This window comes from Sphingomonas pollutisoli, from assembly GCF_029167165.1.
In the GTDB taxonomy this organism is placed as follows: Bacteria; Pseudomonadota; Alphaproteobacteria; order Sphingomonadales; family Sphingomonadaceae; genus Sphingomonas; species Sphingomonas pollutisoli.
Genome location: NZ_JARFNJ010000008.1, coordinates 43,583 through 69,365, shown reverse-complemented (window position 1 = coordinate 69,365; position 25,783 = coordinate 43,583). Strand labels below are relative to the sequence as shown.

Annotated in this window: 29 protein-coding genes; 17 read left to right on the top strand and 12 right to left on the bottom strand. The window is 65.9% G+C overall.

Features of this window, described 5'->3' with window-relative positions; all coding sequences use genetic code 11:
* From PX554_RS17835 to PX554_RS17780, 12 genes are all read left to right on the top strand, one after another.
* Nucleotides 1-258, top strand: coding sequence for a FliM/FliN family flagellar motor switch protein (locus tag PX554_RS17835; protein WP_176787241.1), 258 nt, complete (start codon nucleotides 1-3; stop codon nucleotides 256-258).
* The gene (sctR, locus tag PX554_RS17830; RefSeq protein ID WP_275503875.1) at nucleotides 258-908 is read left to right on the top strand and encodes a type III secretion system export apparatus subunit SctR; all 651 of its coding nucleotides are present in this window, start codon (nucleotides 258-260) and stop codon (nucleotides 906-908) included. Before PX554_RS17835 ends, sctR begins: the two co-directional genes overlap by 1 nt.
* Before the next feature lie 57 nt (nucleotides 909-965).
* Nucleotides 966-1,235 carry a type III secretion system export apparatus subunit SctS gene (gene sctS, locus PX554_RS17825; protein WP_093225881.1) on the top strand — a complete coding sequence of 90 codons (270 nt, stop codon included), beginning with the start codon at nucleotides 966-968 and terminating at the stop codon, nucleotides 1,233-1,235.
* A complete protein-coding gene (gene sctT, locus PX554_RS17820) occupies nucleotides 1,232-2,017 on the top strand; it encodes a type III secretion system export apparatus subunit SctT (RefSeq protein WP_275503874.1) in 786 nt (261 codons plus the stop codon). The genes sctS and sctT overlap by 4 nt, the downstream gene beginning before the upstream one ends.
* Nucleotides 2,014-2,376: a helix-turn-helix domain-containing protein gene (locus tag PX554_RS17815; RefSeq protein ID WP_093225879.1), complete on the top strand. Its 363-nt coding sequence runs from the start codon at nucleotides 2,014-2,016 to the stop codon at nucleotides 2,374-2,376. The genes sctT and PX554_RS17815 overlap by 4 nt, the downstream gene beginning before the upstream one ends.
* 152 nt (nucleotides 2,377-2,528) lie before the next feature.
* The gene (locus tag PX554_RS17810; protein ID WP_143023396.1) at nucleotides 2,529-3,122 is read left to right on the top strand and encodes a hypothetical protein; all 594 of its coding nucleotides are present in this window, start codon (nucleotides 2,529-2,531) and stop codon (nucleotides 3,120-3,122) included.
* Between the two features lie 101 nt (nucleotides 3,123-3,223).
* Nucleotides 3,224-3,967, top strand: a complete 744-nt coding sequence (locus PX554_RS17805) for a DUF6683 family protein (protein ID WP_275503873.1) — start codon at nucleotides 3,224-3,226, stop codon at nucleotides 3,965-3,967.
* On the top strand, nucleotides 3,964-4,266 hold the full coding sequence (locus PX554_RS17800; protein ID WP_275503872.1) for a hypothetical protein: 303 nt from the start codon (nucleotides 3,964-3,966) through the stop codon (nucleotides 4,264-4,266). The genes PX554_RS17805 and PX554_RS17800 overlap by 4 nt, the downstream gene beginning before the upstream one ends.
* 105 nt (nucleotides 4,267-4,371) lie before the next feature.
* Nucleotides 4,372-4,794: a hypothetical protein gene (locus PX554_RS17795; protein WP_093225874.1), complete on the top strand. Its 423-nt coding sequence runs from the start codon at nucleotides 4,372-4,374 to the stop codon at nucleotides 4,792-4,794.
* Between the two features lie 52 nt (nucleotides 4,795-4,846).
* The gene (locus tag PX554_RS17790; RefSeq protein ID WP_275503871.1) at nucleotides 4,847-5,737 is read left to right on the top strand and encodes a DUF1521 domain-containing protein; all 891 of its coding nucleotides are present in this window, start codon (nucleotides 4,847-4,849) and stop codon (nucleotides 5,735-5,737) included.
* A gap of 31 nt (nucleotides 5,738-5,768) precedes the next feature.
* Nucleotides 5,769-6,857, top strand: coding sequence for a DNA/RNA non-specific endonuclease (locus tag PX554_RS17785; protein ID WP_275503870.1), 1,089 nt, complete (start codon nucleotides 5,769-5,771; stop codon nucleotides 6,855-6,857).
* Between the two features lie 9 nt (nucleotides 6,858-6,866).
* Nucleotides 6,867-7,277 carry a hypothetical protein gene (locus tag PX554_RS17780; RefSeq protein ID WP_093225869.1) on the top strand — a complete coding sequence of 137 codons (411 nt, stop codon included), beginning with the start codon at nucleotides 6,867-6,869 and terminating at the stop codon, nucleotides 7,275-7,277.
* A 42-nt stretch (nucleotides 7,278-7,319) separates the two neighbouring features.
* Here the strand turns inward: PX554_RS17780 and PX554_RS17775 are convergent, their stop codons facing one another.
* The gene (locus PX554_RS17775) at nucleotides 7,320-7,892 is read right to left on the bottom strand and encodes a hypothetical protein (RefSeq protein WP_093225868.1); all 573 of its coding nucleotides are present in this window, start codon (nucleotides 7,890-7,892) and stop codon (nucleotides 7,320-7,322) included.
* Nucleotides 7,893-7,960: 68 nt separating this feature from the next.
* On the bottom strand, nucleotides 7,961-9,163 hold the full coding sequence (locus PX554_RS17770; protein WP_093225866.1) for a hypothetical protein: 1,203 nt from the start codon (nucleotides 9,161-9,163) through the stop codon (nucleotides 7,961-7,963).
* A gap of 167 nt (nucleotides 9,164-9,330) precedes the next feature.
* Here PX554_RS17770 and PX554_RS17765 point away from each other — a divergent pair, with 167 nt between their 5' ends.
* The gene (locus PX554_RS17765) at nucleotides 9,331-10,770 is read left to right on the top strand and encodes a hypothetical protein (protein ID WP_275503869.1); all 1,440 of its coding nucleotides are present in this window, start codon (nucleotides 9,331-9,333) and stop codon (nucleotides 10,768-10,770) included.
* The gene (locus PX554_RS17760; protein WP_093225863.1) at nucleotides 10,767-11,207 is read left to right on the top strand and encodes a hypothetical protein; all 441 of its coding nucleotides are present in this window, start codon (nucleotides 10,767-10,769) and stop codon (nucleotides 11,205-11,207) included. Before PX554_RS17765 ends, PX554_RS17760 begins: the two co-directional genes overlap by 4 nt.
* Before the next feature lie 121 nt (nucleotides 11,208-11,328).
* Here PX554_RS17760 and PX554_RS17755 read toward each other — a convergent pair whose 3' ends face one another.
* From PX554_RS17755 to PX554_RS17740, 4 genes are read right to left on the bottom strand one after another with little or no spacing between them, the layout of a single operon-like run.
* Nucleotides 11,329-12,723 carry an efflux transporter outer membrane subunit gene (locus PX554_RS17755; RefSeq protein ID WP_093225862.1) on the bottom strand — a complete coding sequence of 465 codons (1,395 nt, stop codon included), beginning with the start codon at nucleotides 12,721-12,723 and terminating at the stop codon, nucleotides 11,329-11,331.
* Nucleotides 12,720-13,616, bottom strand: a complete 897-nt coding sequence (locus tag PX554_RS17750; RefSeq protein ID WP_275503868.1) for an HlyD family secretion protein — start codon at nucleotides 13,614-13,616, stop codon at nucleotides 12,720-12,722. Before PX554_RS17750 ends, PX554_RS17755 begins: the two co-directional genes overlap by 4 nt.
* Entirely contained in the window at nucleotides 13,613-13,828 is a 216-nt protein-coding gene (locus PX554_RS17745) for a DUF1656 domain-containing protein (RefSeq protein ID WP_275503867.1), read from the bottom strand. Before PX554_RS17745 ends, PX554_RS17750 begins: the two co-directional genes overlap by 4 nt.
* Complete coding sequence (locus PX554_RS17740; RefSeq protein ID WP_275503866.1) at nucleotides 13,825-15,861, bottom strand: FUSC family protein; 2,037 nt, start codon at nucleotides 15,859-15,861, stop codon at nucleotides 13,825-13,827. Before PX554_RS17740 ends, PX554_RS17745 begins: the two co-directional genes overlap by 4 nt.
* Before the next feature lie 163 nt (nucleotides 15,862-16,024).
* Here PX554_RS17740 and PX554_RS17735 point away from each other — a divergent pair, with 163 nt between their 5' ends.
* Both PX554_RS17735 and PX554_RS17730 read left to right on the top strand, forming a co-directional pair.
* The gene (locus PX554_RS17735) at nucleotides 16,025-16,795 is read left to right on the top strand and encodes an AraC family transcriptional regulator (protein WP_275503865.1); all 771 of its coding nucleotides are present in this window, start codon (nucleotides 16,025-16,027) and stop codon (nucleotides 16,793-16,795) included.
* Nucleotides 16,796-16,948: 153 nt separating this feature from the next.
* Nucleotides 16,949-17,404: a hypothetical protein gene (locus PX554_RS17730; protein ID WP_275503864.1), complete on the top strand. Its 456-nt coding sequence runs from the start codon at nucleotides 16,949-16,951 to the stop codon at nucleotides 17,402-17,404.
* A 104-nt stretch (nucleotides 17,405-17,508) separates the two neighbouring features.
* On the opposite strand, the gene PX554_RS17725 is transcribed toward PX554_RS17730, so the two are convergent.
* From PX554_RS17725 to PX554_RS17705, 5 genes are all read right to left on the bottom strand, one after another.
* Nucleotides 17,509-18,522, bottom strand: a complete 1,014-nt coding sequence (locus PX554_RS17725; protein WP_275503863.1) for a fimbrial protein — start codon at nucleotides 18,520-18,522, stop codon at nucleotides 17,509-17,511.
* Nucleotides 18,519-21,173, bottom strand: coding sequence for a fimbria/pilus outer membrane usher protein (locus tag PX554_RS17720; protein ID WP_275503862.1), 2,655 nt, complete (start codon nucleotides 21,171-21,173; stop codon nucleotides 18,519-18,521). Before PX554_RS17720 ends, PX554_RS17725 begins: the two co-directional genes overlap by 4 nt.
* 9 nt (nucleotides 21,174-21,182) lie before the next feature.
* Entirely contained in the window at nucleotides 21,183-21,929 is a 747-nt protein-coding gene (locus PX554_RS17715) for a fimbria/pilus periplasmic chaperone (RefSeq protein ID WP_275503861.1), read from the bottom strand.
* Between the two features lie 196 nt (nucleotides 21,930-22,125).
* The gene (locus PX554_RS17710; protein ID WP_275503860.1) at nucleotides 22,126-22,665 is read right to left on the bottom strand and encodes a fimbrial protein; all 540 of its coding nucleotides are present in this window, start codon (nucleotides 22,663-22,665) and stop codon (nucleotides 22,126-22,128) included.
* A gap of 478 nt (nucleotides 22,666-23,143) precedes the next feature.
* A complete protein-coding gene (locus PX554_RS17705; protein ID WP_275503859.1) occupies nucleotides 23,144-23,641 on the bottom strand; it encodes a carboxymuconolactone decarboxylase family protein in 498 nt (165 codons plus the stop codon).
* 130 nt (nucleotides 23,642-23,771) lie between these two features.
* Between PX554_RS17705 and PX554_RS17700 the strand changes: the two genes are divergently transcribed.
* Entirely contained in the window at nucleotides 23,772-24,533 is a 762-nt protein-coding gene (locus PX554_RS17700; protein ID WP_275503858.1) for an SDR family oxidoreductase, read from the top strand.
* 405 nt (nucleotides 24,534-24,938) lie between these two features.
* On the opposite strand, the gene PX554_RS17695 is transcribed toward PX554_RS17700, so the two are convergent.
* Nucleotides 24,939-25,769: an alpha/beta fold hydrolase gene (locus PX554_RS17695; RefSeq protein WP_218123163.1), complete on the bottom strand. Its 831-nt coding sequence runs from the start codon at nucleotides 25,767-25,769 to the stop codon at nucleotides 24,939-24,941.
* Between the last annotated feature and the right edge of the window lie 14 nt (nucleotides 25,770-25,783).

The following is a 25,783-nucleotide window of genomic DNA, read 5'->3' as shown; positions in this document are numbered from 1 at the left end:
ATGCAGGATAGTTCCGCAGCCCCCGCGCCGCAGCCGGCGCCCGATGCCACCTTCAACGTTCCGCTCACCATCGAGATCGAGGACAGCGTTGTGCCCCTCGACCGCCTGCAAGCGCTGCGCGAAGGGGCGGTGCTGCCGATCGGCAGCGACGGCGGCAGTATCGCGGTGCGGATCCTCGCCAGCGGCCGCCCCCTCGCGCGCGGCACGCTCGTCGCGATCGGCGACGGCTACGGCGTGCTCATCGCGGGCGATGCGTGATGGATCTCTCGCAATTCACACCCGGCTCGGCGCTGGTCGTCGTCGTACTGCTCGCGCTCGCACCCTTCTTCGCAGTGATGGTAACGTCTTTCACCAAGATCGTGGTGGTGCTCAGCCTGATCCGAAACGCGCTCGGGCTGCAGCAGGTGCCGCCCAACATGGTGCTCAACGGGCTCGCGCTGATCCTGTCGCTCTACGTGATGTACCCGACGATGCAGCAGATGCAGGCGTCTGCCGGCACGACCAAGGTGCCCGCGCAGACCGATCAGTTGTTCGCCGCCGCCGACAAGGCCAAGGAACCGCTGCGCGCCTTCCTGCTCAAGCACAGCGACCCAGCCGAGCGCGAGTTCTTTCTGCGCACCGAGCAGCGGGTCGCGCAGAAGAGCGGCACGCAGGCGGCTTCGGCGAGCGACTTCATCATCGTCATCCCGGCGTTCGTGGTGAAGGAACTCACCGTCGCCTTCCAGATCGGCTTCCTGATCTTCCTGCCGTTCCTGGTGATCGATCTCGTCATCTCCAACATCCTGCTTGCGCTTGGCATGATGATGCTGTCGCCGGTGACGATCTCGCTGCCGTTCAAGCTGCTGCTGTTCGTGCTGGTCGATGGCTGGGTGAAGATCAGCCACGGGCTGGTGCTGAGCTATGTGTGACGTGCGCCGGATCGATCGCGCGGCGTCGCTCTCGCCGGGCGGCGCGGGGGCACGCGCATGACCGATTCGATCGTCAACATCACCGTGCAGGCGCTGTGGCTGGTGCTCTTGCTCTCCGCACCGCCGATCATTGCCGCGTCGGCGGTGGGGTTGCTCGTCGCCATCATCCAGGCGGCGACGCAGCTTCAGGAACAGACGCTGCAATATACGCTCAAGTTCTTCTCGATCGTCGCGACGCTGTTCGTCACCGCCTCGCTGCTCGCGGGCAGCCTCTACCAGTTCGCCGACACGATCTTCAGCGGCTTCGCCGGCATGGTGCGCGGATGACCGCAGGGGGCGCGTGGTTCGACCAGATCCTGCTGGTGGCAGTCGCATCGGCGCGGTTCGGCTTCGCCTTCGCGCTGGTGCCGATGTTCGCACAGGATCTGATCCCGTCCACGGTGCGCAACTGCATCATCCTCACGCTCGGCGGGGTCGCGTTCACGATGCAGCCGCATGTCGAGCCAGCGCTGCTCGGCGCGTTCGGGTGGGTCCGGTTGCTGCTCAAGGAGGCGGTGGTCGGTGTCGTGATCGGCTTCTTCTTCGGAACGATGCTGTGGGCGATGGAGGCCGCGGGCGAGATCATCGACGCCAAGATCGGCTCCACCATCGGCCAGATCGTCGAGCCACTCGGCGGTAACCAGACCTCGCTCAATGGCGCGCTGCTCGGGCGCCTCGCCAACGTGGTGTTCATGTCGGTGGGCGGGCTGTCGCTGTTCGTCGGCGCGATCATGCAGAGCTATGCGATCTGGCCGATGGCGGCCGACTGGCCCGATCTCGACATGCACGGGCTGCTGCTGTTCGAAGGCGAATTCGGCCGGCTGGTGATGCTCGCGATGCTGTTCGCGGCGCCCGTCCTGACCTTGCTGTACGTGATCGACGCCGGGCTCGGCCTGCTTAACCGGTTCGCGCAGCAGCTCAACGTGTTCACGCTGTCGCTCTCGCTCAAGAGCTGGGCGGCGACGATCTTGCTGGTCACGCTGATCCCCGCCTTCGCCCAGGCCGTCATCACCGAGGTGGCGAGCCGCAGCGACGTCGCGCGGCAGGTCGTCGAGGTGCTGGCACGATGAACGCGCCCGCGCTCGGCATCGACCTGGAGGAGGAAGCGCGGCTGCGCGAGTTGATGCGGCTGCTGCGCAAGGCCGACGACCGCGCTGCCGAGGAGGAGCGCAGTGTCGGCGATTTCCGCATCCCCCGCGCGCGCATCCCCGAACGGCATCTCGACAGCATCGCGACGCTGACCAAGTCCGAAGTCGCGGTGCTGCGCTTTCTCGGCTGGGGTCGTGCCAATGCCGACATCGCGACGTTACTCGCGATCAGCGAGAATACCGTGCGCGTCCACCTCAACAACATGTGCCGCAAACTCGAACTCGACGGCGTGCGCGAACTGAACGCGCTGGCGGGACTGCTCTTCCACCCGCTCACCTAAGCGATCCGACTAGGCCGCTAGTCGGATCGGTGAGCGCGGACGACGGCAAAAGCGCGGATAAGGATCGGCGTCGGATCACCCGGCGGACATTTTCGCAAACGGCGGCAACCCCACTCCCCCTCAGGGCCGCCCCTCAATCGTTGGAGGACATGATGAGCTTTCTCGGTGGCATTACCAACGTGTTCACAAACCCGGCCAACCTAGCCATGCTGGCGACCGGCCCGACCGGCTGGGCCGCGCTGGCGGTAAAGACGCTCGCGTCGTCGATCGGCCAGCAGGTCATCCAGCAGCTCGGCCAGCAGCTCGGCCTGCCGCAATCGACCATCGATCTCGCGCAGGGCGCTTTCGCTGGCGCGATGGGCGATCAGGCCGGCGCGTTCCAGAACGTGCAAGAAGCGGTCAGCGGCTTCTCCGATGCGTTCGGTGGCAGCCCGGCGCAGGAAGGCGACCTGCAGCGCACCATCAACGATTCGATCAACGACATGGCGGTCGATCTCGGCAAGCAGGGCGAAAAGGTCGCGAACAAGGGCGGCTGGCTGATGGCGATCGCCGAGGCGCTGGGCAAGCAGCTCAACGGCATGGCGCAGGACATGAACGACATGGCCGGCAAGATCAGCAAGGATACGCCAGACATCACCACGAAGTTCAGCGCTTTGTCGCAGCAGTTCAGTATCCTGTTCAACGCCGCGAGCACCGCGCTCAAGTCGATCGGCGAAGGTATGTCGTCGACTGCCCGCAAGCAGTAAGCGCTTCACCGCAAAAGTGTTTTCCTCGCGGGGTTCCACGACGAAAGTCGCGGAGCCCCGTTTCTTTTCAGCAATGATTCCCGATTGTCTGGAGATTGGCCATGCGTTTTCCGCGAACCTTGCTCATCCTCGCCGCCGCCTGCGGCTCGGCCCCCGCCGCTGCGCAGGATATCGGCCCGGCGCTGGACCCCGGCGTGATGGTCGGCTGGGCCGGGGGCGCCGCCGTCCAGCACGATCTCGAACGGCGCGCGGCACAGGCGCCGCTGCCAATGCGCGGTCTGCTCGCCACGCCGCATGCTTCCGACGCCCCGCTGCCGCCGACGGCCGCGGTGTCGTTCCGGCCCGATCCGGCGGTGCGCAAAGCCAATTACGCACAATTCATCACGAAGACGCGTGTGGTAGATCCGCAGGGTGCCAGCCAACTCGAACATCTCCTCGCCACCACCGACGTGATGGCCGAGGCGCAGAAATGGATGGGCCGATACGGCATGCGCACCACCAATGTCGCTGACGCGCTGGCCGTGTATCTGGCCACCGCCTGGTACACGATCCGCGCCGATACCAGCGACCCTACGCCGGGCCAGTTGCACGGCCTGCGCGACCAACTCGCCCGCGCGATCGGCGCGACCCCGGAATTCGCTAGTGCAAGCGACGCGATGAAGCAGCAACTCAGCGAGGCGAACCTGATCCAGGCCATGATCCTGAGCAGCGTCGCCGAGCAGGCGAAGAAGAACCCTGAGCTTCTTCCCAAGATCACGGAAACGGTCGCGCAGGGCGCACGCAATTCCTACGGCTTCGATCTGCGCGGCATGGCGCTGACCGATCAGGGGCTGGTGCCGGCATGAAACGGGCGACCCGCACCCTTGCCTTGGCGCTGGCCATCGCCGCCCTGCCCCTCCCGGTGTTCGCGCAAGATGTGGGCCCCGCGCTCGACCCCGGCGCGATGACCGGCTGGGCCGGCGGCGCGGCGATGCAACACAGCCTGCGACATCGCGGCACGCGCCGCGCACCACCGATGAGCACTTCGGAAGCAAGCGCGCGCGCGAAATGCGCGCGCCGCTACACCGTCGCCTCGAACCTCGGCATGGATCACCCGGCGACCCAACACCTGTTCCGGCTCTGCCGCGCGGCCGGGTATTATTGAAGACGGTGGCGGCTAGTCGATCCGACTAGCCGCCTAATCGGATCGCCGAGCCCAATCCACCGTCGAATATGGTCTTACTCTCGCATCAACCGACGAGATGAGACCATGACGATCGCCCCGATTTCCGCCTCCCAGATCAGCGCGCTTGGCCGCGCTGGCGATAGCGGTGGCGCAGACGTCGCCCAGGCGAGCGCGCGCTCGATCGCGGTCGCGGTGGTGGGACATATCGCTGGCCAGTTGCTGCTCGCCCCCGCCCGGCCCGGCAACGTTGCTGAAAATTACGGCGTACGTGCGCTCGCCGACACGGTCGCGGCGGCATTCCCGAACGGCAACCCGGCCGCCGTCGGCACGCTGTACCGCGCGATGGAGAGTTTCGCCGGCGCCGTCGCCGCCGACATGGCCGCGTTCGCCGACGGCCGCACGCTGGACCGAGTCGACAGCGCGATCGCCGACTTCAATGCTCACGATATCGAGGCGGTCAGCGCCTCGTTCGAACGCGCGGCGGCGACGATCAGCGACGCACGCTAACCCACCCGCCCGCATGCCGGACGCGGCGGGCCAGGCACAAGGAGATGGCATGATGACCGACCTGCTCTTCAACACCGGCCTGACGCTCCAGGCGACGCTTGCCCCGCAAACCGCGCCGAACCGCGCCGTCGAGGGACAGGCGATTCAGCTTTCCCCCGGCGTCCTCGGCACCTTCGTCAACCCGCTCGTCGCCAATGCCTTCGCCTTCGCGGTGCTGCCGATGCTGCTGGCGATGCGTGGCGGCACGATGCAGCAGCCCGAACAGGCGAGCGCCGCACCCGAATTCGCGCCGACCCCCGGCGCCGAATGGACCGCGACGCTGCAAGGCCAGGGCACGGCGGATGTCGACCTCGGCGATGGCTACACGCTGCAACTCGACGAGAACAACTCGCAGATGGTGATCCACGACGCCAACACCGGCGAGACCACCAAGATCTGGGGCGATCCGCACGTAGAGGTGAACGGCGAGCACAAGTTCGATTTCTGGGGCACTACGACCTTCACGCTCGGCAACGGCACCAAGATCACCATCAATACTGAACAATATGCCGCCAATCCCAGCATGTACGTCGCCAACGCGGTGACGATCACCAAGGGCGATCAGGCGCTCCAGATCAACGGGCTCAGCCAGAACACCCTCGGCGACCTTTCGGTGTCGTTGTCGCACGACGGCTATGCGCTCGATGCCGCCACGCGCGACGGTTATGTCCTCGACCAGACGGCGACCGGCTGGACCTCCGAACTGACCGGACAGCAGGCGACCCAGGCCGATCTCGACATGACTCGTCCGGGCCAGCTCTACGGCCCCGACAGCGAGATGCCGAGCCTCGGCGAGGTCAGCCAGGCGCTGTCGACCTTCCTGTTCTTCGGGGTGGTCGCCGGATTCGAGGCGGGCGCCCAGCGCGTCGCCCAGTCGGCTGCGCTGCGCGCGGCCTTTGCCTGAACGATCGTCCCCAAAGGATGCGGAGAGCGTCATGAGTGTTCAAGCCACCAACGCCGCCGGGATCGGCGGAACCGCGCCCGGCGCCAGCGCATCGGCAAGCCTTGCCGCCAGCCTGCTCGCCGCCAACCGCTTGGGCGGCGCGCTCGACGTGCCCGCGCTGGCGGCGGCGGTCAAGGCCCAGGCGGGCGGTGACGAAGCCAAGACGGCGGCGCTCGCCACCGCGCTCGAAGCGCAGATGACCCCGGTGGAGCGCGGCCAGTTCGCCGCTGCGCTTCATGCGGACTCACAGGAAGGAATCGGGTCGTTCTTCGAAGGCGCGGTGAAGGGCGATTTCGCCGGCAATTCGAGCTGGTCCGCCACCGCGGGGCAGGTCGCGATGGGCTTCGTGCCGATCGCCGGGCAGATCGCCGACGTGCGCGACGCCGCCCATGCGATCGGCCAGATCTGGAACGGTGAAACGGGCGGCTGGACGAATCTCGCAGCCTCGGCGGTCGGCTTCATCCCTGGCGTCGGTGACGCCGCCAAGGGGCTGATCCGAGGCGGCGAGAAAGCGAGCGCGGAGGTCGCCGGCGCGGTCGCCAAACACGCCGACGAGGCGGTCCAGGCCGGCGAGAAGCTCGCGGTCAAGCGCTTCTCCACCGCCGCCGAGTTCAACGCATCGGCCAATAAGGCGGCGGCGAACACCCGCTACGAATATGGTAGCTACGCTTACACGACTGATGCCAAGGGCCGCGTCCAGACCGCCGAGGGCAAGATCGCGCTCACCCCGACGGGTCGCAACGACAATCCGCTGCAAAGCCAGATCGGCCATGAAGGCCGTGACACCGATGTCGGCTTCCACCTCATCGCGGATCGCTTCGGCGGCCAGACCAACCGGCTCAACGTGGTGCCGGGGAACGGCAAGCCGATCGGCGATGGGCTCCCCAACCTCAACACCGGCGCCTATAAGCGCTTCGAGAACACGGTCGCCGACATTGCCGCGAAGCCCGGCAATACGGTGGAAGTGAAGATCGAGGCGAAATATGAGGGTGCCAACGCCAGCAAGCGGCCCGACGACTTCATCGCGTCGTACCGCGTCAACGACGGCAAGTGGCGCACGCAGAGTTTCGTCAACAAGTAAGGACCAGCCGTGGATCTGACCGACCTCCAGAACCGCATCGTCATCGAGGTTGTGCGCACCGTGCCGGTCTCCGCGTGGGAGCGGATCGTCGCCGATGTCGAGATCGCCGAGCAGGACGACGGCTACCAGCTCGACACGGTCAGCTTCGCGGTGGCGCGCGACGCAGCCGGCACGCTGAGCGACCCGCAGTTCGATCTGAGCGAGGCCGCGCGCGCGGCGATCGTCGATCTCTACAAGCAGCGCAAGGCGGCGGGCGAGGTACTCGGCGGCTTCGAACTGCAGATCGACCAGCCGGGCACGTACACATTCCACTTCTCCTACGATGCGCCCAAGCGCCTCAACGGCATCTGGGACAAAGCGAAGGAGGAGCGGCTCGATCACTACCTCGATCATTACCGCCAAGAGAAAGCGGGCGCGTGAGCACGCCTGCTTTTACTACGGTCCAAGCCACGCCAGCGGAAATTATCTCGCCAGCGGCGTGCTGAAATCCGTCGATGCCTTGACGACATCGCCATCGACGTCGGCATCGACCTCATAATCGAGCGTCGCAGGTGCGCCCGGCCGCCAGCCGATCGCGCTGGTGCGGCGTGCGTTGCCGAACATTTCGGCCGCGCCCTTCGGCTTGGCACGGACGAAGCCGTGCCGTGGTCCCAGCGCGACCACACCCTGCGCTTGCAACGCTTCGCTGAACGACAGATCGCCCGGCGCCAGCCCGTAGATCAAGACCAGCAGATGCGCGTGATCGGGCGACAGGCAATCGTCGATGCCGGTGCCGAGCAGCCGCAGCGCCACCTGCTCCCGCGCCAGATCCCAGCTCCACGCCAGCCGCCCGCTGCGATCATAACCGCGCAGCCGGGTGAACGGCCGCGCCGCAGCGGCATAGCCGCAACTGCCGCGCGGCAGCGTGTTCGCGCTGAACGCATCCGTCTCGTTCGCGATCAGCGTCGGCCGGTCGAGCAGCCGGTCCGCCACGATCCTGCCGCCGCCGCCCGGTATGATGGTGATCGCGCTGGTCGCGCCCGGTGTGCCGGACACCGCGTAGCGCGTCGAAGCGTGCGGCGCCGGCGCGGCCGCGGCGAGCAGCAGCGCGAGGAGGAGGCGCTTCAGCGCGACACGCGCACGAAGCTGCCGGGATCGGCACTCAGCGTCGTACCCTTACCGGTGATATGCGCGGCGCGCTGATCTGGATCGGTCATGCGCGACACTAGGCGCTGCGCCTCGTACTTGGAAACGATCCGCGGCTCATACGTCGCGCGTTGCGCCGCTGTCCACAGCGTCGGATCACGCTCGGCCTTGGGGTTATCCGCGAAAAACGCGTCGAGCGCTTTGCCGAAGGTGTTCGGCACGTGCGCGGGTCGGTTGACGCTCTCGTCCAGCACCAGCGCCGCACCCTGCTCCGAGGTGACATAGGCGGAAATCGGGCGGGTATAGCTCTGCCCCTTCACCGCGCTGGCCGGCACCTTGGCCAGCGCGCTGTCGAGCCTCGCGACGAAATCGCCGATCTGCTTCGCCTGGAAAGCCGCATCGCGGCCCGCATTCTGGAGCGGCGACAGCGCGGTCATCCAGTGATCGGGGTGCTGCTCGTCCTTGATGTAGGCGGAAAGGGCATTGCCGGTCATCTTGGTGCCGTCGACGGTCAGCGACATCGTATAGGCGCCGTCGCCGGTCCCCTTCCCGCTATTCTCGACGCTCCAGCCCTGCTCCGTGAACAGCGACGCATAGGCGTCGGGGTTCGATTGCGAGAATTCGAACACCTGGCGCGCGAACTCGCCCCTCCCCTGCGGATTGATTGTCTTCTGCATCGACCCGACCGTGACGATCTGGTTGTCGTAGGACTGCACCGAATCCAGCCGCCCCTCATTATCGGCCATGCGACTGATGACGCGCTGTTCGGACTCGCTGACCGTGCCCTGCGCGACCATCCCGCCCCAGGCGGCGCTTTCCGACAGGCGGTAGCTTGTATCGGAGGGTTTGCGGCCGGGGAAGGCCGGGCCGTCGCCGACCTTGGTCTTGGTCCACACCGGGGTGTCGTAATCGACGGGCTTGGGCTTCGGCTTGGTATCGACCGGTGCTGCCGCCTGTGGTCCTGCCGCCCGCCGCTCACCCTCGGCGAGCGCGTACACGTCGCCGTAGCGCGAAGCGCGCACCAGCAAGCTGTCGAGCGCGTCGCGCTGGCCGGGATGCTCGCCGAGATACGCACGCAACGCGTCGATATCGCCGCGCTGCGCGAGCACTTCGAGCGGATCGGGCGGCATACCGCCCGCCGGACCGAGCGACCGCACGCCCGTGTCGATCTCGATGCTCATCGCGTCACCTTTCACGCTGGGGATGGCGCGATGATACGCGGCATCGTCGCGGCGCCACGATAAGCGATCCGATTAGCGGCCGCTGCCGCGCTAGTCGCATCGACTAGCGCGTTCGTCGACGAAGCCTGCGATACCGGGAAAGCCAAGCCCGTGAGAGGAGTCCGCACGTGACCGATCCCGTCTCCAACGCCGTCAACACCATCACGCAGAAGATGGAGACCGGCTTCCTCAACCCCGTGACCAACCGCGAGATCAAGCAGGTGGTCGCGACGATCACGTCGCTCCCGCCGGCGCAGGCCAACCAGTTGATCGACCGTTTGCAGCACAGCGGCGAACTCGGCCGCATCGCTGGCGAGGTGGAGGACGGCAGCCCGTTCGGGCTCGGCGGGCTGTCCGCGGACGAGCGCGGCCAGTTCTTCGCCGACATGGCCGGCAAGCTCGACGGCCAGCATCTCGCCACGCTCAGCACCGCGTTCGCCGGCACGGACAAGAACGGCGCCTTCGGCGCGGTGACCCAACTTGGCGGCGCGGTCGCGACCCATGCGAGCGCACAGGTCAAGGTTGATTACATCCACGCGCTCGCCGGCGCCACCGGCGACAGCACTGCGCGGCTCGACACCGGGTTCGGCTTCAGCCAGACCAGCTTCAGCGATGCCGAGGGCGCGGCGGTCGGCCAGGTGCTCGGCAGCTTGCGCGGCACCCAGGCCGAGGCCGGGTTCCGCGCGCTCGGCACCCACCTACCCGACGTGCTGACCTCCTCGGTCGATGCGCAGATGACCACCACAACCTCGGGTGCGGGCGCGGCCAATACGATGACGTGGCACGCCAGTCCGTTCGAGGGCATCATGCAGGCCGCCGCAAGCATGGGGGATGCCGATCTCAAGGCACAGGTGTTCGACCAGGGCGTGCAGGCGATGCGCGCGCTGCGCGACACCAACAGCGTGATCGGCGGGCTCACCGTGGTCGGCAAGGACGCTGCGCTCCAGCAGATGACCAACGGGCTGACCCGGATCATCGACAGCGATACGACCGGCGTCATGCGCGAACTGACCTACAATCGGGCAACTGCCGACGGATCGAGCTTCTCGGCCTATGCCAAGGAGATGCTGCACGAAGGCCGCGAGGCCGAGCTCGGCGCGCAAATGGGCCGGCTGCAAGTCGGCAACGCCGGCACCGAGAACCCGGTCACGCGCCTCGACCAGACCGTCACCGTCGCCAACACCGCGCAGGAGCGGCGCCCGAACGCCGGCGCGCTCGGCTATTTCGTCGGCAGCGTCTATGCGGGCGCGCAGTCGCTGTCGGGCGATGTCGCGCAACAGCGCGCGCAGGTCACCGCGATCCTCAAATCCGCGCTCACCATCATCGACAAGGCCAAGATCGGCGGCCCCGCCGCCGCAGCGGTGGGCACCGGCGCGAGCGTGGCCAAGGAATGGGTCCAGTTCGCCGTCAACGCCGCGATCGCCGATCCGACCGCCAACGCCGGCACCCGGCTCGAAAACGCCGCACTGCCGGTTGACGCGCGCACCGGCGAACTCGGCGTCGGCGATCAGGTGTCGAGCGCGTTCGACGACACGCTCGCGTCGGTCCAGCGCCGGGCGCGGCCTTGAAGCTGCGGCTCGCGCTCGCGTTGGCGATGACCGCCGCCGCCTGCCACCCCGCGCCGGCGCCGGTCGCGCTGCCCGCGATCCTCGTCCAGCACGATGAGCCGCCCTATGGCGACGCGGTCAACCACCGCCGCGTCGTGGCGATGCTCGCGAGCCTCGATCGGCTCGAACCCGCCTGGGGCAAGCTCGACGTCAGCGACTATGCGGTCGCGCCCGGCAACGACGGCAAACTATGGGGAGCGATCGGCGCGGGCATACCGCCGGGGTGGCAGCCGGTCGCGCTCGACGGCTCCGCCCCGCGCTACGGCACGCTGCGCGCGTGGCATACCGGCAAACACCTGTTCGCCGTGCTACGCGTCGATCCCGGCATCGCATCCGACATCCCCGTGCTGATCCTGCGCGACCGCTCGGTCGAACAGGCGGGGCGCGCGAGCGGGTGACGCATGCGGCGTCCGTATCCTTCTTTCGCTATCGGAAGGCCGGCAATCGGCTGTCTCATTGAAGGCGACCCGAGCCAATCGAAGATTCATGCCGCTACAAGGCCGGTCAGCTCATGCGCCATCAATCCCACCCACCGCCCAACGCGAGGAACAGATCGATCTGCCGATCGACGACGCTGGCGCGGGCGGCGGACAGGGACGCCTGGGCATCGGCGTAACCGGCCTGCGCGTTCAGGACGTCGAGGAAGGGCGTGCGGCCGAACCGCTGCAGCCTTTCGGCATCGCCGCTGGCATCGGCGGCGGCGTTTGCCGCCCGCTCGAGATCCCTCAGCCGGTCCGTTGCGCGCGCATATGCCGATAGCGCCGTCTCCGTCTGCTGCAGCGCGACCAGCACGGCGCCATCGAAGCCTGCCAGCGCGGCGTCCGCATCGGCACCGGCCTGTTCGATCCGAGCGCGCACCGCTTTCCTGTTCGGGAATGACCAGGAGACGAGCGGCCCGAGGCTGAACCCGAACGACCTCTGTCCCAAAGCACGACCCACGGAAGCAGCCGTGCCGGCCGATCCGCCGAGGCTGACGTTCGGGTAGAGCTCGGCTTCCGCGGCGCCGATGCCCGCTGTGGCGGCGGCCAGCATACGCTCGGCTTTCCGCAGGTCCGGACGGCGCCTGAGCAGCATCGCGCCATTCCCGACCGGGATCGGCCGCGCGATCGTCGGTATCGCGGCGCAGGTCTCGAGGTCGCGCGGGTACTCGGAGGGTGTTCGACCCATCAGCGCGGCCAGTGCGAGCAGCGCGGCCTTGCGGTCGGCAAGTATGTCGGGAATGGCGGCCTCGCTGGCGAATACGGCCGCCCGCGCCCGGTCGGTGTCGAAGCGGGTGCCGCGCCCCCCGCGCGCCATCCGCACCGCCACAGTCAGCGTAGCGTGCTGGATGGCGGCGACGCGCCGCGCGGCGGACAATGCCACCCCACCGGTGCAGACCCGTGCATAATTCCGCGCAACGGCGGCTGCGACCACGACGCGCACCTGATCGCGCGCCGCCAAGGCCGCCTCCGCTTGCGCCGTCGCCGCCTCGATCCCGCGACGGATGCCGCCTGCAAGGTCCAGCGGATAGCCGACGTCGAAGCCGAGCGCGTAACTGAACGGCGCCGGCAGGCCAGCGGTCGGTCCACCGATCCGGCCGCCCGTTGCCTGGCCGTTCAAGCCGGTGCTCACGGTCCGTGCCGCGGCGGCTTCGCGAACGACCGCGCTGGCGCGGCGCAGGTTGGCGTCGGCAGCACGAAGGTCGGTGTTCGCCGCCAGCGCCTCCTCGACATAGGCATCGAGTCGGGGATCACCATAGAGCCGCCACCAGCGCGGCGGAAGCTCGGCCTGGGACACGCCTGCCTCTTTGCCACCTAGGAACGGTGCCGCCGCTTCGGGTCGGTTGACGATCGCTGCCGGGGGAACGTGATAGTCCGGCCCGGCAACACAAGCGGCGAGAAGCAGGGCGGGCAGGAAGGCGGATGCGCGCTTCACGACCGCCGCCCCCCTGCCCGCGCCGCGATGGTTGGAAGGATCTCCACGGTCGCCGTCCGCCCCGCGATCAGGCGGATGCCGGCGGGCACCCGGTCGATATGGATGCGGACGGGAATACGCTGGGCAAGCCGGACCCAGGAGAAGGTCGGCGCGACCTTCGGAAGCAGATTGCCGGTGTCATCGCGCTGATCGTCGGCGATCGCGGCGGCGATGCTTTCGACGCGGCCGGCGATCTCGGCATCCTCGCCCATCAGGCGGACGCGGGCGCGGTCACCGATCGACACCCGACGCAGCTTGGTCTCCTCGAAATACCCTTCGACGCGCAACGAGGCGGTATCGACCAGCGCCATCGCCTGCGCGCCGGCGGCAAGATAGTCGCCCGGGTGGATGTCGAGGTTGGTGACGATGCCCGCCACGGTTGCGCGAATTTCGGTACGCCGGATATCGACCTTGGCGACGTTGCGGTCGGCGATGGCGCGGGTCAGCGCGGCTTCGGACGTCTTGACCTTGGCAATGCTCTGTTCGCGCGCTTCGGTCGCGACAAGGTCGCCAAGGGCCACATCGCGCCGGGCCTCCTTGCGCGCCTGATCGAGCTGCGCGCGCGCCTCGGCGATGGCGGCGTCCGCGCGCTCGATCGTTGCGGCGAGGCGCGGTCGGTCGAGTACGATCAGGAGCTGTCCGGGGCGGACCGCCTCATTGTCGCGGACCATGACCTGCGTCACGAGCCCACCGACATCGGTCGACACCCGCACCACGTCGGCACGGACATGACCGTCGCGCGTCCAGGGCGTCTGCTGATGCCGATCCCAGAGCTGCCACCCGACCAGGGCGGCACCCGCCACAACGACAAGCGTTACGCCGTAGCGCGCGAGGAACGAGACAATCGGCTTCATAGGAACGATCCGGTCACAGGCAGGGCCTGCACGAGCAGGCCGTAGAGGATGATGAAGACGGCGATCTCGGTGAGCGCCGACAGAGCGAGGCGGCGCGACAGGCCGGTGACGGCGAGAAGCCGCATCAGCATCACCGTCGCGACCAGGGCAAGGCAGGCCAGCACCAGCAGCCCCGGAACCAAGATGCCCTCGATGTTCAGATCGGAAATCACGCCGCGCGCTCCGGGTCGCTCGCCGCAGCGGAGGCCAGCGCGTGACGGAGATCAAGGAGCGGGTCGAGGAGCCGCAAACTCCCTTCGCTCGGCTCGCTTGCGGCGAGCAACGTCAGCGCCTCGATGCGCTGGTCCAACTCGGCTGCCGCGGCGGCATTCAAATCGCAACCAGTTGCCAAAGCGTCGGAGAGCGCGCCGAGCACTTGCCGCGCCTGATCGTCGATCGCCCCACCCGCCGCGCCCAGCGCGCGCCGCAGCCCGGCGGCAGCGTGACCGGTGCGAAGCTGCCGCACCATTTCGTCGAGCGTGTCGGCGCGCGACCGCTTCGAGGCGGCGAGGCGTGGCAGGATCAGTGCGGTTCGGTCGACCATCAGGCTCGTCCAGCCCGCCTCCGCGGGTCCGCGACCGAGCGCTCGCCGGGCAACGTCTCGGCGGCTCAACCGCAAGAGGCGCTCTATCGCCGTATCGGCGGGCATGGTCTGGAGCAGGCTCATGCTCGCCGCCCCGAAGCCGGTCGCCACGAACAAGGCCACGCTGCTGTTGAGCGCCTCGGCGAAATCGCCGGCATAGCGGGCGCCCAGTCCGGACAAGATCGGGATCGTCAGCGTGATACCCAGCGCCATATAGGCGGTGGCGGGCCGCGCCTGCAGCGATCCGCCCCATAAGAAGGCCGGTGCGAGAACGGCGACCAGCGTCGGGAAGTCCGTGACGCGCGGAAGGATGATGAAGCTGTACGCGAGGCTGAGCACCACGCCGTAGAGCGATCCCAGCATGTATTTGCGCACGTTGGGCGCCGGCGCGTCGACATTGCCGAACAGGGCGCAGGTGACGCCTAGCACCGATACCGCCAGCCCGCCATCCGCCCACGCCGACCAGATCCAGAGCAGGCAGCCGGCCAGGATTCCGGTTGCCGCACCGGCTGCAACACGTGCCGCCATGACCGGATCGCGGTGATGGACATAGCCCGTGGCCGCCATGTCCCCGAACCTCCCTCGATCTCGTGCTGCACCGCCGCTCGTGATCTCACGCCCCAGCCGGTCACAATCGTGAAGGAGGCCGACCAGCTCGGCGAGATGGCCGGCGAGATTGCCTGTCGGCAGGTTCCCCTCGCGCCCCGGTTCGGCATAGGCCGCCTTCCGCGCACGATGTGCGCGATCGATCAGAAGGAGCGCGGTAGCGTCCGCATCCGGCGAACCGGCAGCGTCGATCCAGTGGCCGATGTCGCGCAGTAAGTCCGACAGCGCCTCGGGGTCGTTCATTGCGGCCAGCCGCTCCTCGATTTCCGTCGCCAAGGGGAGCAGCCGCGCCAGCCGATCGTGCAGGCGCCGCAGCGTCTCGCGACGGGGTTTGGCGGTAGCCGGATCGTAGGGGAGATGTGTCGCCAGCCCGTTCAGGGCGAGCAGATCGAGTGCGAGGCGATGGCGGTCGGAGCGCTGTCGCACGCCCGAGGCGCCGCTCAGCGCGTCACCGGCCAAGCGCCGTGCATCGCGCAGCATCGTCGCCACCTTGCCCACGAACTGGCCCGTCATTGGCCGGGGCATCACGACGCGGTGGATCAGCACCGCACACAGGATGCCAAGCCCGATTTCCTGCACCCGGAGCAGCGCGGTGTCGAAGATCGCCTGCGGCTCGGCGACGCCGGGAAAGCCGATCAGGCTGGCGGTGTAGCCGGACAGCACGAACGCGTAGGCGCGCGGGGTGCGGTCGAGCAGCGACAGGAACAGGCAGAAACCGATCCAGCCGGCCAGCACCAGGCTGCAAACGATCGGCTCGCCGACGAAGGTCGGGATGATCGCCACCGTCGCCGCCGCACCGACCAGTGTGCCCGCCAGACGATAGACGCCGCGGCTGAGCGACGCACCGGCCGAGGTTTGGGAAACCAGATACGCCGTGATGATCGCCCAGGACGGGCGGGAGAGCCCGATGCGCAGCGCGATGTAATAGGCAAGCATCGCGGCGGCGAAGGTCTTGGCCGAGAACAGCAGCGCGTCCGCATCGGCCCTCAGCGCGGGCGCGCGCAGCAGCTTGCCCAATGTTGGGAGCGCTGGACGTGGCCCCACCCAACCGTGCGTATAAAATAGCCAAAGACCCATTGGCTTGTTGATAACGATTCTCAAAGTTTTATAAATTCGCTATCTGGCCAATCGGTCCCTAAATCCGGTCAATCATATGCATTCTCCCCGAACGGCCATTGCCGTGTTCGACCCCGACGCGACCGACAGGCCTGCGGTCGCGCGCAATCTCGATTTCGCCGACTATGCCGCGGAGGTACCTGCGCATACGCACCGCAAGGGACAGATGATCCTGGCGCTGCATGGTGCCGTCACCTGCGTGGCGAACAACCAGCTCTGGATCGTTCCGCCGAACTGCGGGATCTGGATTCCCGGGGGCACGTCGCATAGCGCGCGCGCCACGCCGAACGCGCGTCTCAGCTACCTCTTCGTCGAGCCGGGTGCGGCGCACCTGCCGGACCATTGCTGCGCGTTGTCGGTGACCCCGGTGATCCGCGCGATGATGGATCGACTGGCGGTGGATGGTGATAGCTATCCGCGCGACAGCCATGCCGCGCGCATCGCGCGCGTGCTGCTCGACGAACTGGCCGAGATGCCGCACGAGCGGTTCAACCTGCCCGTCTCGAGCAACCCGAAAATCCGCACGATCGCCGATGCGCTGACGACCAACCCGTCGGATCGCGCCACGCAGGCGGAATGGGCAAAGCGCGTGGCAATGAGCGAACGGTCCTTGTCACGCCTGCTGATCCGGGAAACCGGCCTCACCTTTGGTCGCTGGCGCCAGCAACTCCACCTCCTCACCGCGCTTCGCGAACTGGCGGGCGGCGCGACCGTGCAAGGCGTTGCAGCGGAACTCGGCTACGAGTCGGTCAACGCCTTCATAACGATGTTCCAGAAGGCGCTGGGAACTACGCCTGCGCGTTTTTTCACCGCCCGGCGAGAGAACCGGCCATAAATGCTTCAATCCGGAAGCTGAGCAGGACAACGATCCGGATCATCTCGCCCACTTGGCACGGTGTTCAGCAGATCCTCGAGGCACTGGAAGTTCGGCCGACGATGGTTCAATATGTCAACGAATGACTCGCACCGTATCACGATCGGAGCCGAGATGACCGAGCCCGCTTCTGCCGATCTCTGGGCAAATAGTTGGTTTCCCTGGATTTCGGCCGCGTTTGCACCACAAAAACTCTGGCAGTCGATCAACTCGGGCTGGTCTTTTGGTAGCGTCACGATAAACGAGCAAAACTCCAGCGCGCCCCAAACCGAACAGATCATCCTCGCACACGAAAGCTACGGCCGACAGATCGGAAAGCTGCTGGACGCCGTCAACGAGCTGGTCAAAACACAGCCCGATCGTGACAGCAATAAGGCCTTCATCGAGATCTCTGGGTTGGCGACGAGGATCGATCGGATAAAGCACGAAGCCGCGATCGATCGCATTCAGCGCTTGCGCCAGGATCTGGAACTGCTGGGCGCGTCGGATCGGCCCGAAGACCAAGCGGCGTTCAAGGCGAACATCGAAGCGTTACGCGGGCTGTTGAAAACCAATGGGTCAAGCGCATGAGACTCCGGCGCCGTCAAGGCTGAGGCCGAGCGGCAGTTCGCGCAACCCTTGGCGGATGAGCCGTTCGCCGCCGCGGCTTTGTACTCGAAAAGCATAGATCGAGATCATTGGTAGCTCATCGTGAAGGTTGCCGCCGCGTGCACCGATCCCGCGGTCGCGACGCCCGTGCTGTAATATTGCACGCCGAGCGGGATATTGCTCACCGTACTCGCTGGCCCGACGAAGAACTGGTTGGTATTCCCCGCAGTCGCGGCATCCGGGCCGTAGGAAACCGCGGTGCCGTTGTTTCGCAGGATTTGCAGCTTCACGTTGCCGGCGGTCGCGGCCGGCTGCAGGGTCAGCAACGACGTGGTGTTCGACGCGTCTGTCGCGTCCGTCAACGTGACGTAGACGTCCGCGGTCACAGAACTGCAGTTGAGCGGAATCGTGAACTGGGTCAGTCCCGCGGTTTTTCCGGCGGCGTCAAGCTGCTGGGTGGACACTGTGGGCAAGCCGACTGCGATCGCCGGGCTGGTGACCACGCAGCTCGACGCGGTGACGGTGCCGTTACCTGCGGTCACGGTCAGCGTCTTGTCGGCCAGTGTGACCACCCCGCAGCCGGCGCCGGCGGCAAGGAAGGTCAGGTTGACTGATGGCAGCGCGTTGAGCGTGCCTGAAGAGACTTGGCCGGTCACGACCAGCTCTGCTTCCACCGTGCTTACGGTTCCGGGTCCAGACAGCGTTGCCGCCACGCTGACCTGAATGTTCGGCGCGAGCTGCACGCGGGTCAAACCGTTGTAATAGTAGAGCTTCACCCCAAGTCCCGCGACGCCGGTCGTGAAAATATCTCCGTTCGCGGCGGCCCCCGACAGGATCAGCGCGGTCACCACGCAGGTGCCGCTGATATCGGTCGCGGAAATGATCGCGCTCGATGTGGCAATCACGGTCCCTACCGGCTTGTCCCGCGCGGCAGAATACGGCCCCGAGGGACTGAGCGGCAATGATGCCGGGCTGACCACGACCGAGACCGCGCCGGCGGGAGCGCTCCACAACAACGCGCTCGCCAAGAGCGCCAAAACCCCCAGAACACGCGCCATCCTGTCAAAAACGGCCCGGCCCTCCCCCGTTCGGTTGCTCATTTGATGTCCTCCGACGCCTTGGGTGAGCGCGGCGGATGCCCGCCGCTTTTGGCATCCGTCTCCGACGGCATTATTGGCCGGCACGGCACCTCCATGCGAACTGCCGCATCCGGCGCCGTGCGCGAGGCAGGAGGCAAGCTGTAAACGATCCGACACCGCGCGTCGGGGGAGTCCGACCATTTGACATCGAGAGTGCCGCTTGCCGGAATTCCGCGCAGGAAGATCGCGCCGTCGCTGCCGACCAAGCCGATTTCGGTCTGTCGGGCGTCGAGTACGCTTGCGCCGAACGGGACGAACCCGCCACCGGTCAGGCGGGCGGTGATAAAGACGGCGGTGCCCGTCACGGTATCGTATTTCAGTTTGACGACTGCATTGGCGTGCGGCGCGACCTGCTGGCTCGTAACCGCGAGTTCGACATCTCGCCCTGTGCCCGCCGGATCGACCGCGATCTCGTTGAGCCGGTAAGGCATCAGGTAGGGGACGACCGCATAGCCCGCGCCGTCGATCCGCACGTTGCTCCCGGACGAAACCGTCGCGCCGCGTGCGCCCTTCGCTTCGACCAGCGCGATGGTGTCGCCAATCTGGTTGGCGAGCGTGACGCCGCCCGAGTGGACCACGATCCCGCCGCTCGCGCCCAGCGAAAACTGCGTGAAGCCCGTGCCGGCGCCGAAACCGGCGGACAAATTGGCGAAACGCGCTCGCATACCGCCGCCCAGGCTGATCGAGCGGGATCCGGGCGATTGTTCAACGCTGGCCGAATACGAATATTCGTTGTTGGAGCCTTGGGTTCCGCTCAGGGTGATTTGGGCGCTGGTGTCGCCTCGCCCGTTGGTGAAGGTGGGGGCAACGCTGGCGGTGACGCGCGGTGCATTGGCACTGCGCCCGAGCGCGAAGCCGATCGACAGCAAAACGCGGTCGTCGGTTTGCCCTGTGGTCTCGTTGCGCTGCCGCGCGAACGCGAGACCGAAGTCGAGGTTGGTCGGCCCGATCCGCGCCCGGTTGTTATACCCCGCCTGGAGTTGCGTGCTCGTCCCCGGCTGGTTCCAGAAATTGGTGAGCGACCCACTGAGGTAGAAGCTGCCCCAACCGTGATCGAGCGCTTGTGTCACATTCGCCTGGAAGCGGTTGCGCTCGCGCGGAAATTCCCCAAGCGCGTGCCGCCCTTTCAGAAGATCGCGCTCCAGCACCGCGTCCGTCAGCGAGCGAAAGCCGTGAGAGGAATAGCGATATGCGGCGAGCGCGATGTGCGACCCGAGGCCGGGGATGACATAGCTATACCCCAGCCTGAGACTATAGCCTTGCTGGGACGACTGCCCTTTGGAAAGCGTGGCGTCCAAGGCAAACCCGCCCAGTGGTGTTTCCACGGCGGTGCCCAGAAGGCCCGTGGCATAGCCCGAGGCAAATGCCAGTCCGGCATAGCCGGTCAGACCGTTGGCGAAGCCATATTGGAGGGCAGCCTGAACGAAATGATTGCCCGTGCGCCTGCCCCCGATGGCGATATCACCCGCCGCGAGGCTATATCGCCAGATCTTGGGCCGCAAAAACTGGACCAGCGAATCGTAGGGTACCGAAAAACTCTGCTGGGTTCCGTCAGCTTCCAGCACCTGGACCAACAGATTGCCGCCATATCCGGTCGGATAAAGGTCATCGATCGTGAATGGTCCCGGTGGCACGTTCGTTTCCAGCAACACGTTGCCGTCCTGGGTGATACGGACGTGCGCGTTGGTCCGGGCGATTCCGCGCACCACCGGGGCATAGCCCTGCTGCGATTCGGGCCGCATGCGATCTTCGCTCGACAGTGAGATCCCGCGGAAGCCCACGCTGTCGAACACCTGGCCGTCGGTGAAGCTGTCGCCAATAACCAGGTTTCCGCGTATCGCGGGTAGATCGCGCTGGACGAAGGCGGCGACCGACTGGAATCGCCAGGCACCGTTCGTCGCGCTGATCGCCGACCGGTCGCGAAAATGCCAGTCGCCGATGTTCACTCCAGCGGTAAGCCCCGCGAACATGCTGGTGGTGACGCGACCCGCGCTCGCGGTGCGAAACAGGCTCGCGTCATAGGCCAAGACGGCTGCGGGTATGCCCTTTGACCAATATTGGGGGGCGACATAGCCTCGCGCCGTGCGTCTTAGCAGCGCCTGGGGCAGGCCGATTGCCAACTGAAGCGTGCCCAGATCAAAATTGACCGTGGCGTCCGGCGAAATTCGTTTGAGGTCGACGCACCCACCGGGCGCCTGCGTAACGGCAGCGCCATTCATCAGAGCGGCCGTAAGCCCGATCCTTTCGAGCAACATCCGATCGATACAGGGTTGGGCACTGTCGCCGGGATGTTCGGCGTTGAAACGGACGTTGAATCGCCCGACGAGAGTGTCGTTCACGAGCAGATCGACCAGATAGTCGCCGGGGGCGATGGGATTACCTTTTTCGAACCTGGCGAGGTCGGTATTTGGCCCGAGGCCGCCCCGTAAAAAATCGGCATTGAATTGCACGTTTGGTGAGGCTGGAGCGGTTGCGCCGGGCGGAGACGCGGGGGCGGCCGATGATGCGGCGCGGGCACCGCTCGACAAGACCAGCGCATTCGCCAAAGGCACGACAGCCGCAGCGATTGCCCTAGTCCGACGCGTTCTCCGGCCGATGGGTGCGCGGCGCATGGCGGGAGATCACGCAGCCGTCCTGGCGGTCGCCTCGCCCGTAACGACGCCGCCGAAATCGTTGACGAAGCTATACGTTACGGTGGCAGTGCCGGGTAGACCGGCGGCAGTTTGCGCGAGCGCGAGCACGGAACTTGAGAACGGCGCCAGCATCGGCGGGGCGAGCGCGGCGATTGGCGCACCGAGCGTCACTGTCGCGCTCGTGAGCGAGATGAAATAGGGGGTCGGGTTACGCGCCTCGATTGCAAGCTTGCCGTCCTTGCGCGTCAATATCCATTCAATCTGCTTGGCCGCGTCCGCCGGATTGCCCCGCAGTCCAGTCGGGCGAAAGAAAAGTTTGAGGCGGTGGCGGAACGCCATTTCGAGGCGATTTGGTGCGTCTGGATTGACCGGGACGCGCGGCGGGACATCCAGCACATTCAGCCAGAAAACCGTTTCCCGATCGGCTGCCAAAGCCGCCTGCGAGTACATGATGCGCAAGGTTTGCCCTTTGGTCGGATCAAGCCTGAAAAGCGGTGGGACGATCGCGAAGGGTACGCTCGCGTTCGCCGGTTCCGCCCTCCCCTCCCCGGCATCGATCCAGGCCTGAACGAGCGAAGGCGCTTCGCCGACGTTGCGCAGGTTGACCGAGACTTCCTTGCGATTGGCCGGATAGATCACGCGGGTACAGTTGATAACCACACCCGCTTGCGCAACGCCCGGACTGACGCTGACGCACAGGAGCAGGGCGGCGGATCGGCAGGCGCGAAACGGCATTCGGCGAGCCATGGGAAGCCTCCGGATTTGCGAGATGTGCTGGCAAACGGCCGGGCGTTCGGATCGCGTCGTACGACGCACGGTCCCGAGCGTGGTGGCCGCATGGCACGCATCGTCGATGTCGTGCGCACGGCGGAGCAGTCGGAGCCGATTATCGATTACCCGGAAATCGGCTCCGATCTGGCGCAATTCGCGATCAGCTATAGGTCAGCGAATAGGTAACCGAGCTCGTCACCGTGCCAGCCGTCGTTACGCCCTTCGCACGATAGCGCGCGACGTAATTGAGGGCGCCCGACGTGGTGCCCGGAACCGTGATCGTCACACCAGTCGAGGTCGCCTGGCCGGAGTTGCCGATGGCGATCGGCGTTCCCCCGTCGGTCACGAGCTGCACCTCTACATTGCTCGCAGTGCCGGCGTTGATGAGGGCGCCGGTCACCGTGTTCACGGTCGGGCCCGCCTCGAAATAGGCTTTCACAGTTGAACTGACCGTGCAGTTGCTCAAATCCAACTGAAAATTGGTGGCGCCAGCGACGTCGCCGCTGACTTTCAGAACACTGGTCGATACGTTTGGAAGTACCACCGTACCGCTGGCGGTTCCATTATTCAAAGCAACCGTGCAGGTCGTAGCCGTAAGCGACCCGGTGAACGTGATTGTTCCATCGGATGCATAGGCCGGAGCGGAGCAAAGAACAAACATGGCGATTGATGCAGGTATGAAAATCGACTTACGAGACATGACCTTCCTCCTTCCATGTTATCGGGGTGCCAGCAACATAACATATTCCGATAGACAGTACCCTAAAGATGCGAAATTTCCGCATACTGACATTAGGGAATCTACCTAAAAAGGTGAATATATCCATTACGGATTTAAATCCTCATGAAGATCCTGCGATGAGATTGGTCGATATGATATTAGGTGGGACTAAGTAGTTCACGCCAAAAAAGGACCGAATTGGTTATCTGCTGATCGACTTCGAGCGCCACGTTACGAAGGGACAGTGCCGCGATCTCGCGCACCTTCTGGAGTATCGCCGATATTCGACGATGCCGATCGGGCGGTTGGTCATAATGGCACGCCGCCATGCTGAATGACGGCCTGGTCGGCGCTGCTTGCGTCGGAAGCAGCCACCTGGCGATCACGGGTCACCGAAAGAGGCTGGGTCGCTTGCTGCCGGGGGCGGGAGCAAGGGGATGCGCCCGCCCCCGCCGGTTCATGGCTTTGCTGCAACAGGAAGGCGGAATGGCGCGCCCAAACGGTTGAACGCGTTCATCGCCGCGATGACGAGCGTGAGATCGACCAGATCCTTCGGCACGAAAGCGGCGGCCGCGGCCGCATAGGCATCGTCCGAGGCGTGGGTAATGCTGACGTTGGTCACCTCTTCAGCCCAGGCCAGCGCCGCGCGATACTGGTCCGAAAACAGATGCGGCACCTCCGCCCAGACCGGGATCAACGCGACCTTGTCGATCGGCATGGTCTTGAGCAGATCGCGCGTGTGCATGTCGATGCAATGCGCGCAGCCGTTGATTTGCGAAACACGCAGGAAAACCAGGTGGATCAGCTCTTCGGGAAGGTTCGTCTTCTGCGTCACATACTGATGAATCCCGAAGAGCGCCTTGGCCCCTTCTGGCGCGATTTCGGACCAATTCAAACGCTTCACCTCGGACATGATGCTTTCCTCGTCATGGGCGCCGACCATCGGCGCGCTCATCGCCTTGACGAGGCAGGCAGATGCGCCGTGACATACCGGCGCGCATTTTTTCGGTGCCGGCGCCGTTCCATGTCACGCTGGTCGCGCCACCCTCGTCATGCAGGCAGGCACTTGCATGGGAGACGTGAACGTGAAGATCGTTATCATCGGCGGCACGGGACTGATCGGCCGGCCTCTCGTTGGCCTGCTGCAGGCCAAGGGCAATGACGTCGTCGCTGCCTCACCAAGCACGGGCATCGATGCGCTGACCGGCGCGGGCTTGGCTCAAGCGCTGACGGATGCCGCGGTCGTGGTCGATGTCAGCAATGCCCCCACGTTCGAGGATGCAGCGGCGCTGGCCTTCTTTCGCGGCACCACCGCCAACGTGCTCGAAGCGGCGCGCGACGCGGGGGTGCGCCACCTCGTCGCGCTCTCGGTCGTGGGCACCGATCGTCTCCAGGCATCGGGCTATTTCCGCGCCAAGCTCGCGCAGGAACAGTTGATCGCCGCCGGCGGCGTGCCCTACACGATCGTGCGCGCCACCCAATTCTTCGAGTTCCTGTCGGCTATCGCGGACGGCTATACGAAGGACGACGCCGTGCACCTGCCGGGCATCGCCCTTCAACCGGTCGCCGCCGCCGATGTCTCGGCGTTGCTCGCCGACGTAGCTGTGGCTAGCGCTGCGAACGGCATCGTCGAAGTCGCGGGGCCGGAGCGCGCACCGCTGGCTGAATTTACCGCCAGTTGGCTTGGCGCGCGCGACGATCCGCGTCGGATCGTGGTGACCACCGAACGCGATTACTTCGGCGCGCCCGCCGACGACCACACGCTGGTTCCGCGCGACGACGCACGGATCGCACCCACGCACTTCGAGACTTGGCTCACCGCTCAGGCGCAGGAGCGGCCAGCATGAGCCGGAGCGTCCGCTCACACGCGCCGCCGACTCGGAACCGCTGCCGCCTGGCAATGCGCGCTACAGCGCTGCCGCGACCGCGCTGATGAGGTTACGCAGCCAGCGATGCGCCGGGTCGTGGCGATCACGAAATTGCCGATGGACACCCTGCCAACCGCATCGGCGAACTCGCACCGCGGTGCTTCTCGTTGCCCGCAGAGAGCCGGTAGCCTCTCAGACGTTGCTGGTACTTAGCCTTGTGTGGGTCGAGAGTTGGACCAACAGGGCTTGAGTACAGCGAATGTGTCATTCACCCATTCGGCGAGAGGCGTACGGACATTCGATCTGAGTTCTGAAGGACGATCGCGTAATCCGGAGTGCGAACGGAGGCCGCGGTCGCATCGGACTGCGGCCTCCCGCCGAGTGTCATCGCGTGATGAAGGCTAGCAGGTCGTGGTTGATGACGTCCGCATGGGTCGTCGCCATCCCATGAGGGAAGCCTTCGTAGACCTTCAACGTCCCGTGCTTGAGCAGCTTGATCCCGATCATGGCGCTGTCCGCGATCGGCACGACCTGATCGTCGCTGCCGTGCATGAGGAGCGTCGGGACGTCGATGATCTTGAGATCTTCGGTGAAATCCGTCTCGGAGAAGGCCTTCACGCCGTCATAATGGGCCTTGCTGCTACCCATCATGCCCTGGCGCCACCAATTTTCGATCACTCCTTGGATGGGCTTCGCGCCAGGTCGGTTGAATCCGTAAAATGGACCGCTCGGGATATCGAGGTAATATTGCGCGCGATCCTTGGCGATTCCCGCGCGGAAGCCGTCGAACACTTCGATTGGCAGGCCGCCCGGGTTGCTCGCCGTCTTCAGCATGATCGGCGGCACCGCGCCGATCAGTACGAGCTTGGCGACGCGTCCCTTTCCGTGGCGCGCGACATAATGGGTCGCCTCGCCCCCGCCGGTCGAGTGGCCGACATGAATGGCGTTGCGGAGATCCAGATGCGTAGTCACCGCAGCGGCGTCGGCAGCGTAATGATCCATGTCATGGCCATCGCTGACCTGGCTCGACCGGCCATGACCGCGGCGATCATGTGCGATAACGCGGAAGCCTTGGTTGAGGAAATAGATCATCTGTGCATCCCAGTCATCCGCGCTCAGCGGCCAGCCATGATGGAAGACGATCGGCTGGGCGGTCTTGGGACCCCAATCTTTGTAGAAGATTTCTACGCCATCGGCTGTGGTCACGTAGCTCATTGTATCTGTCCTCT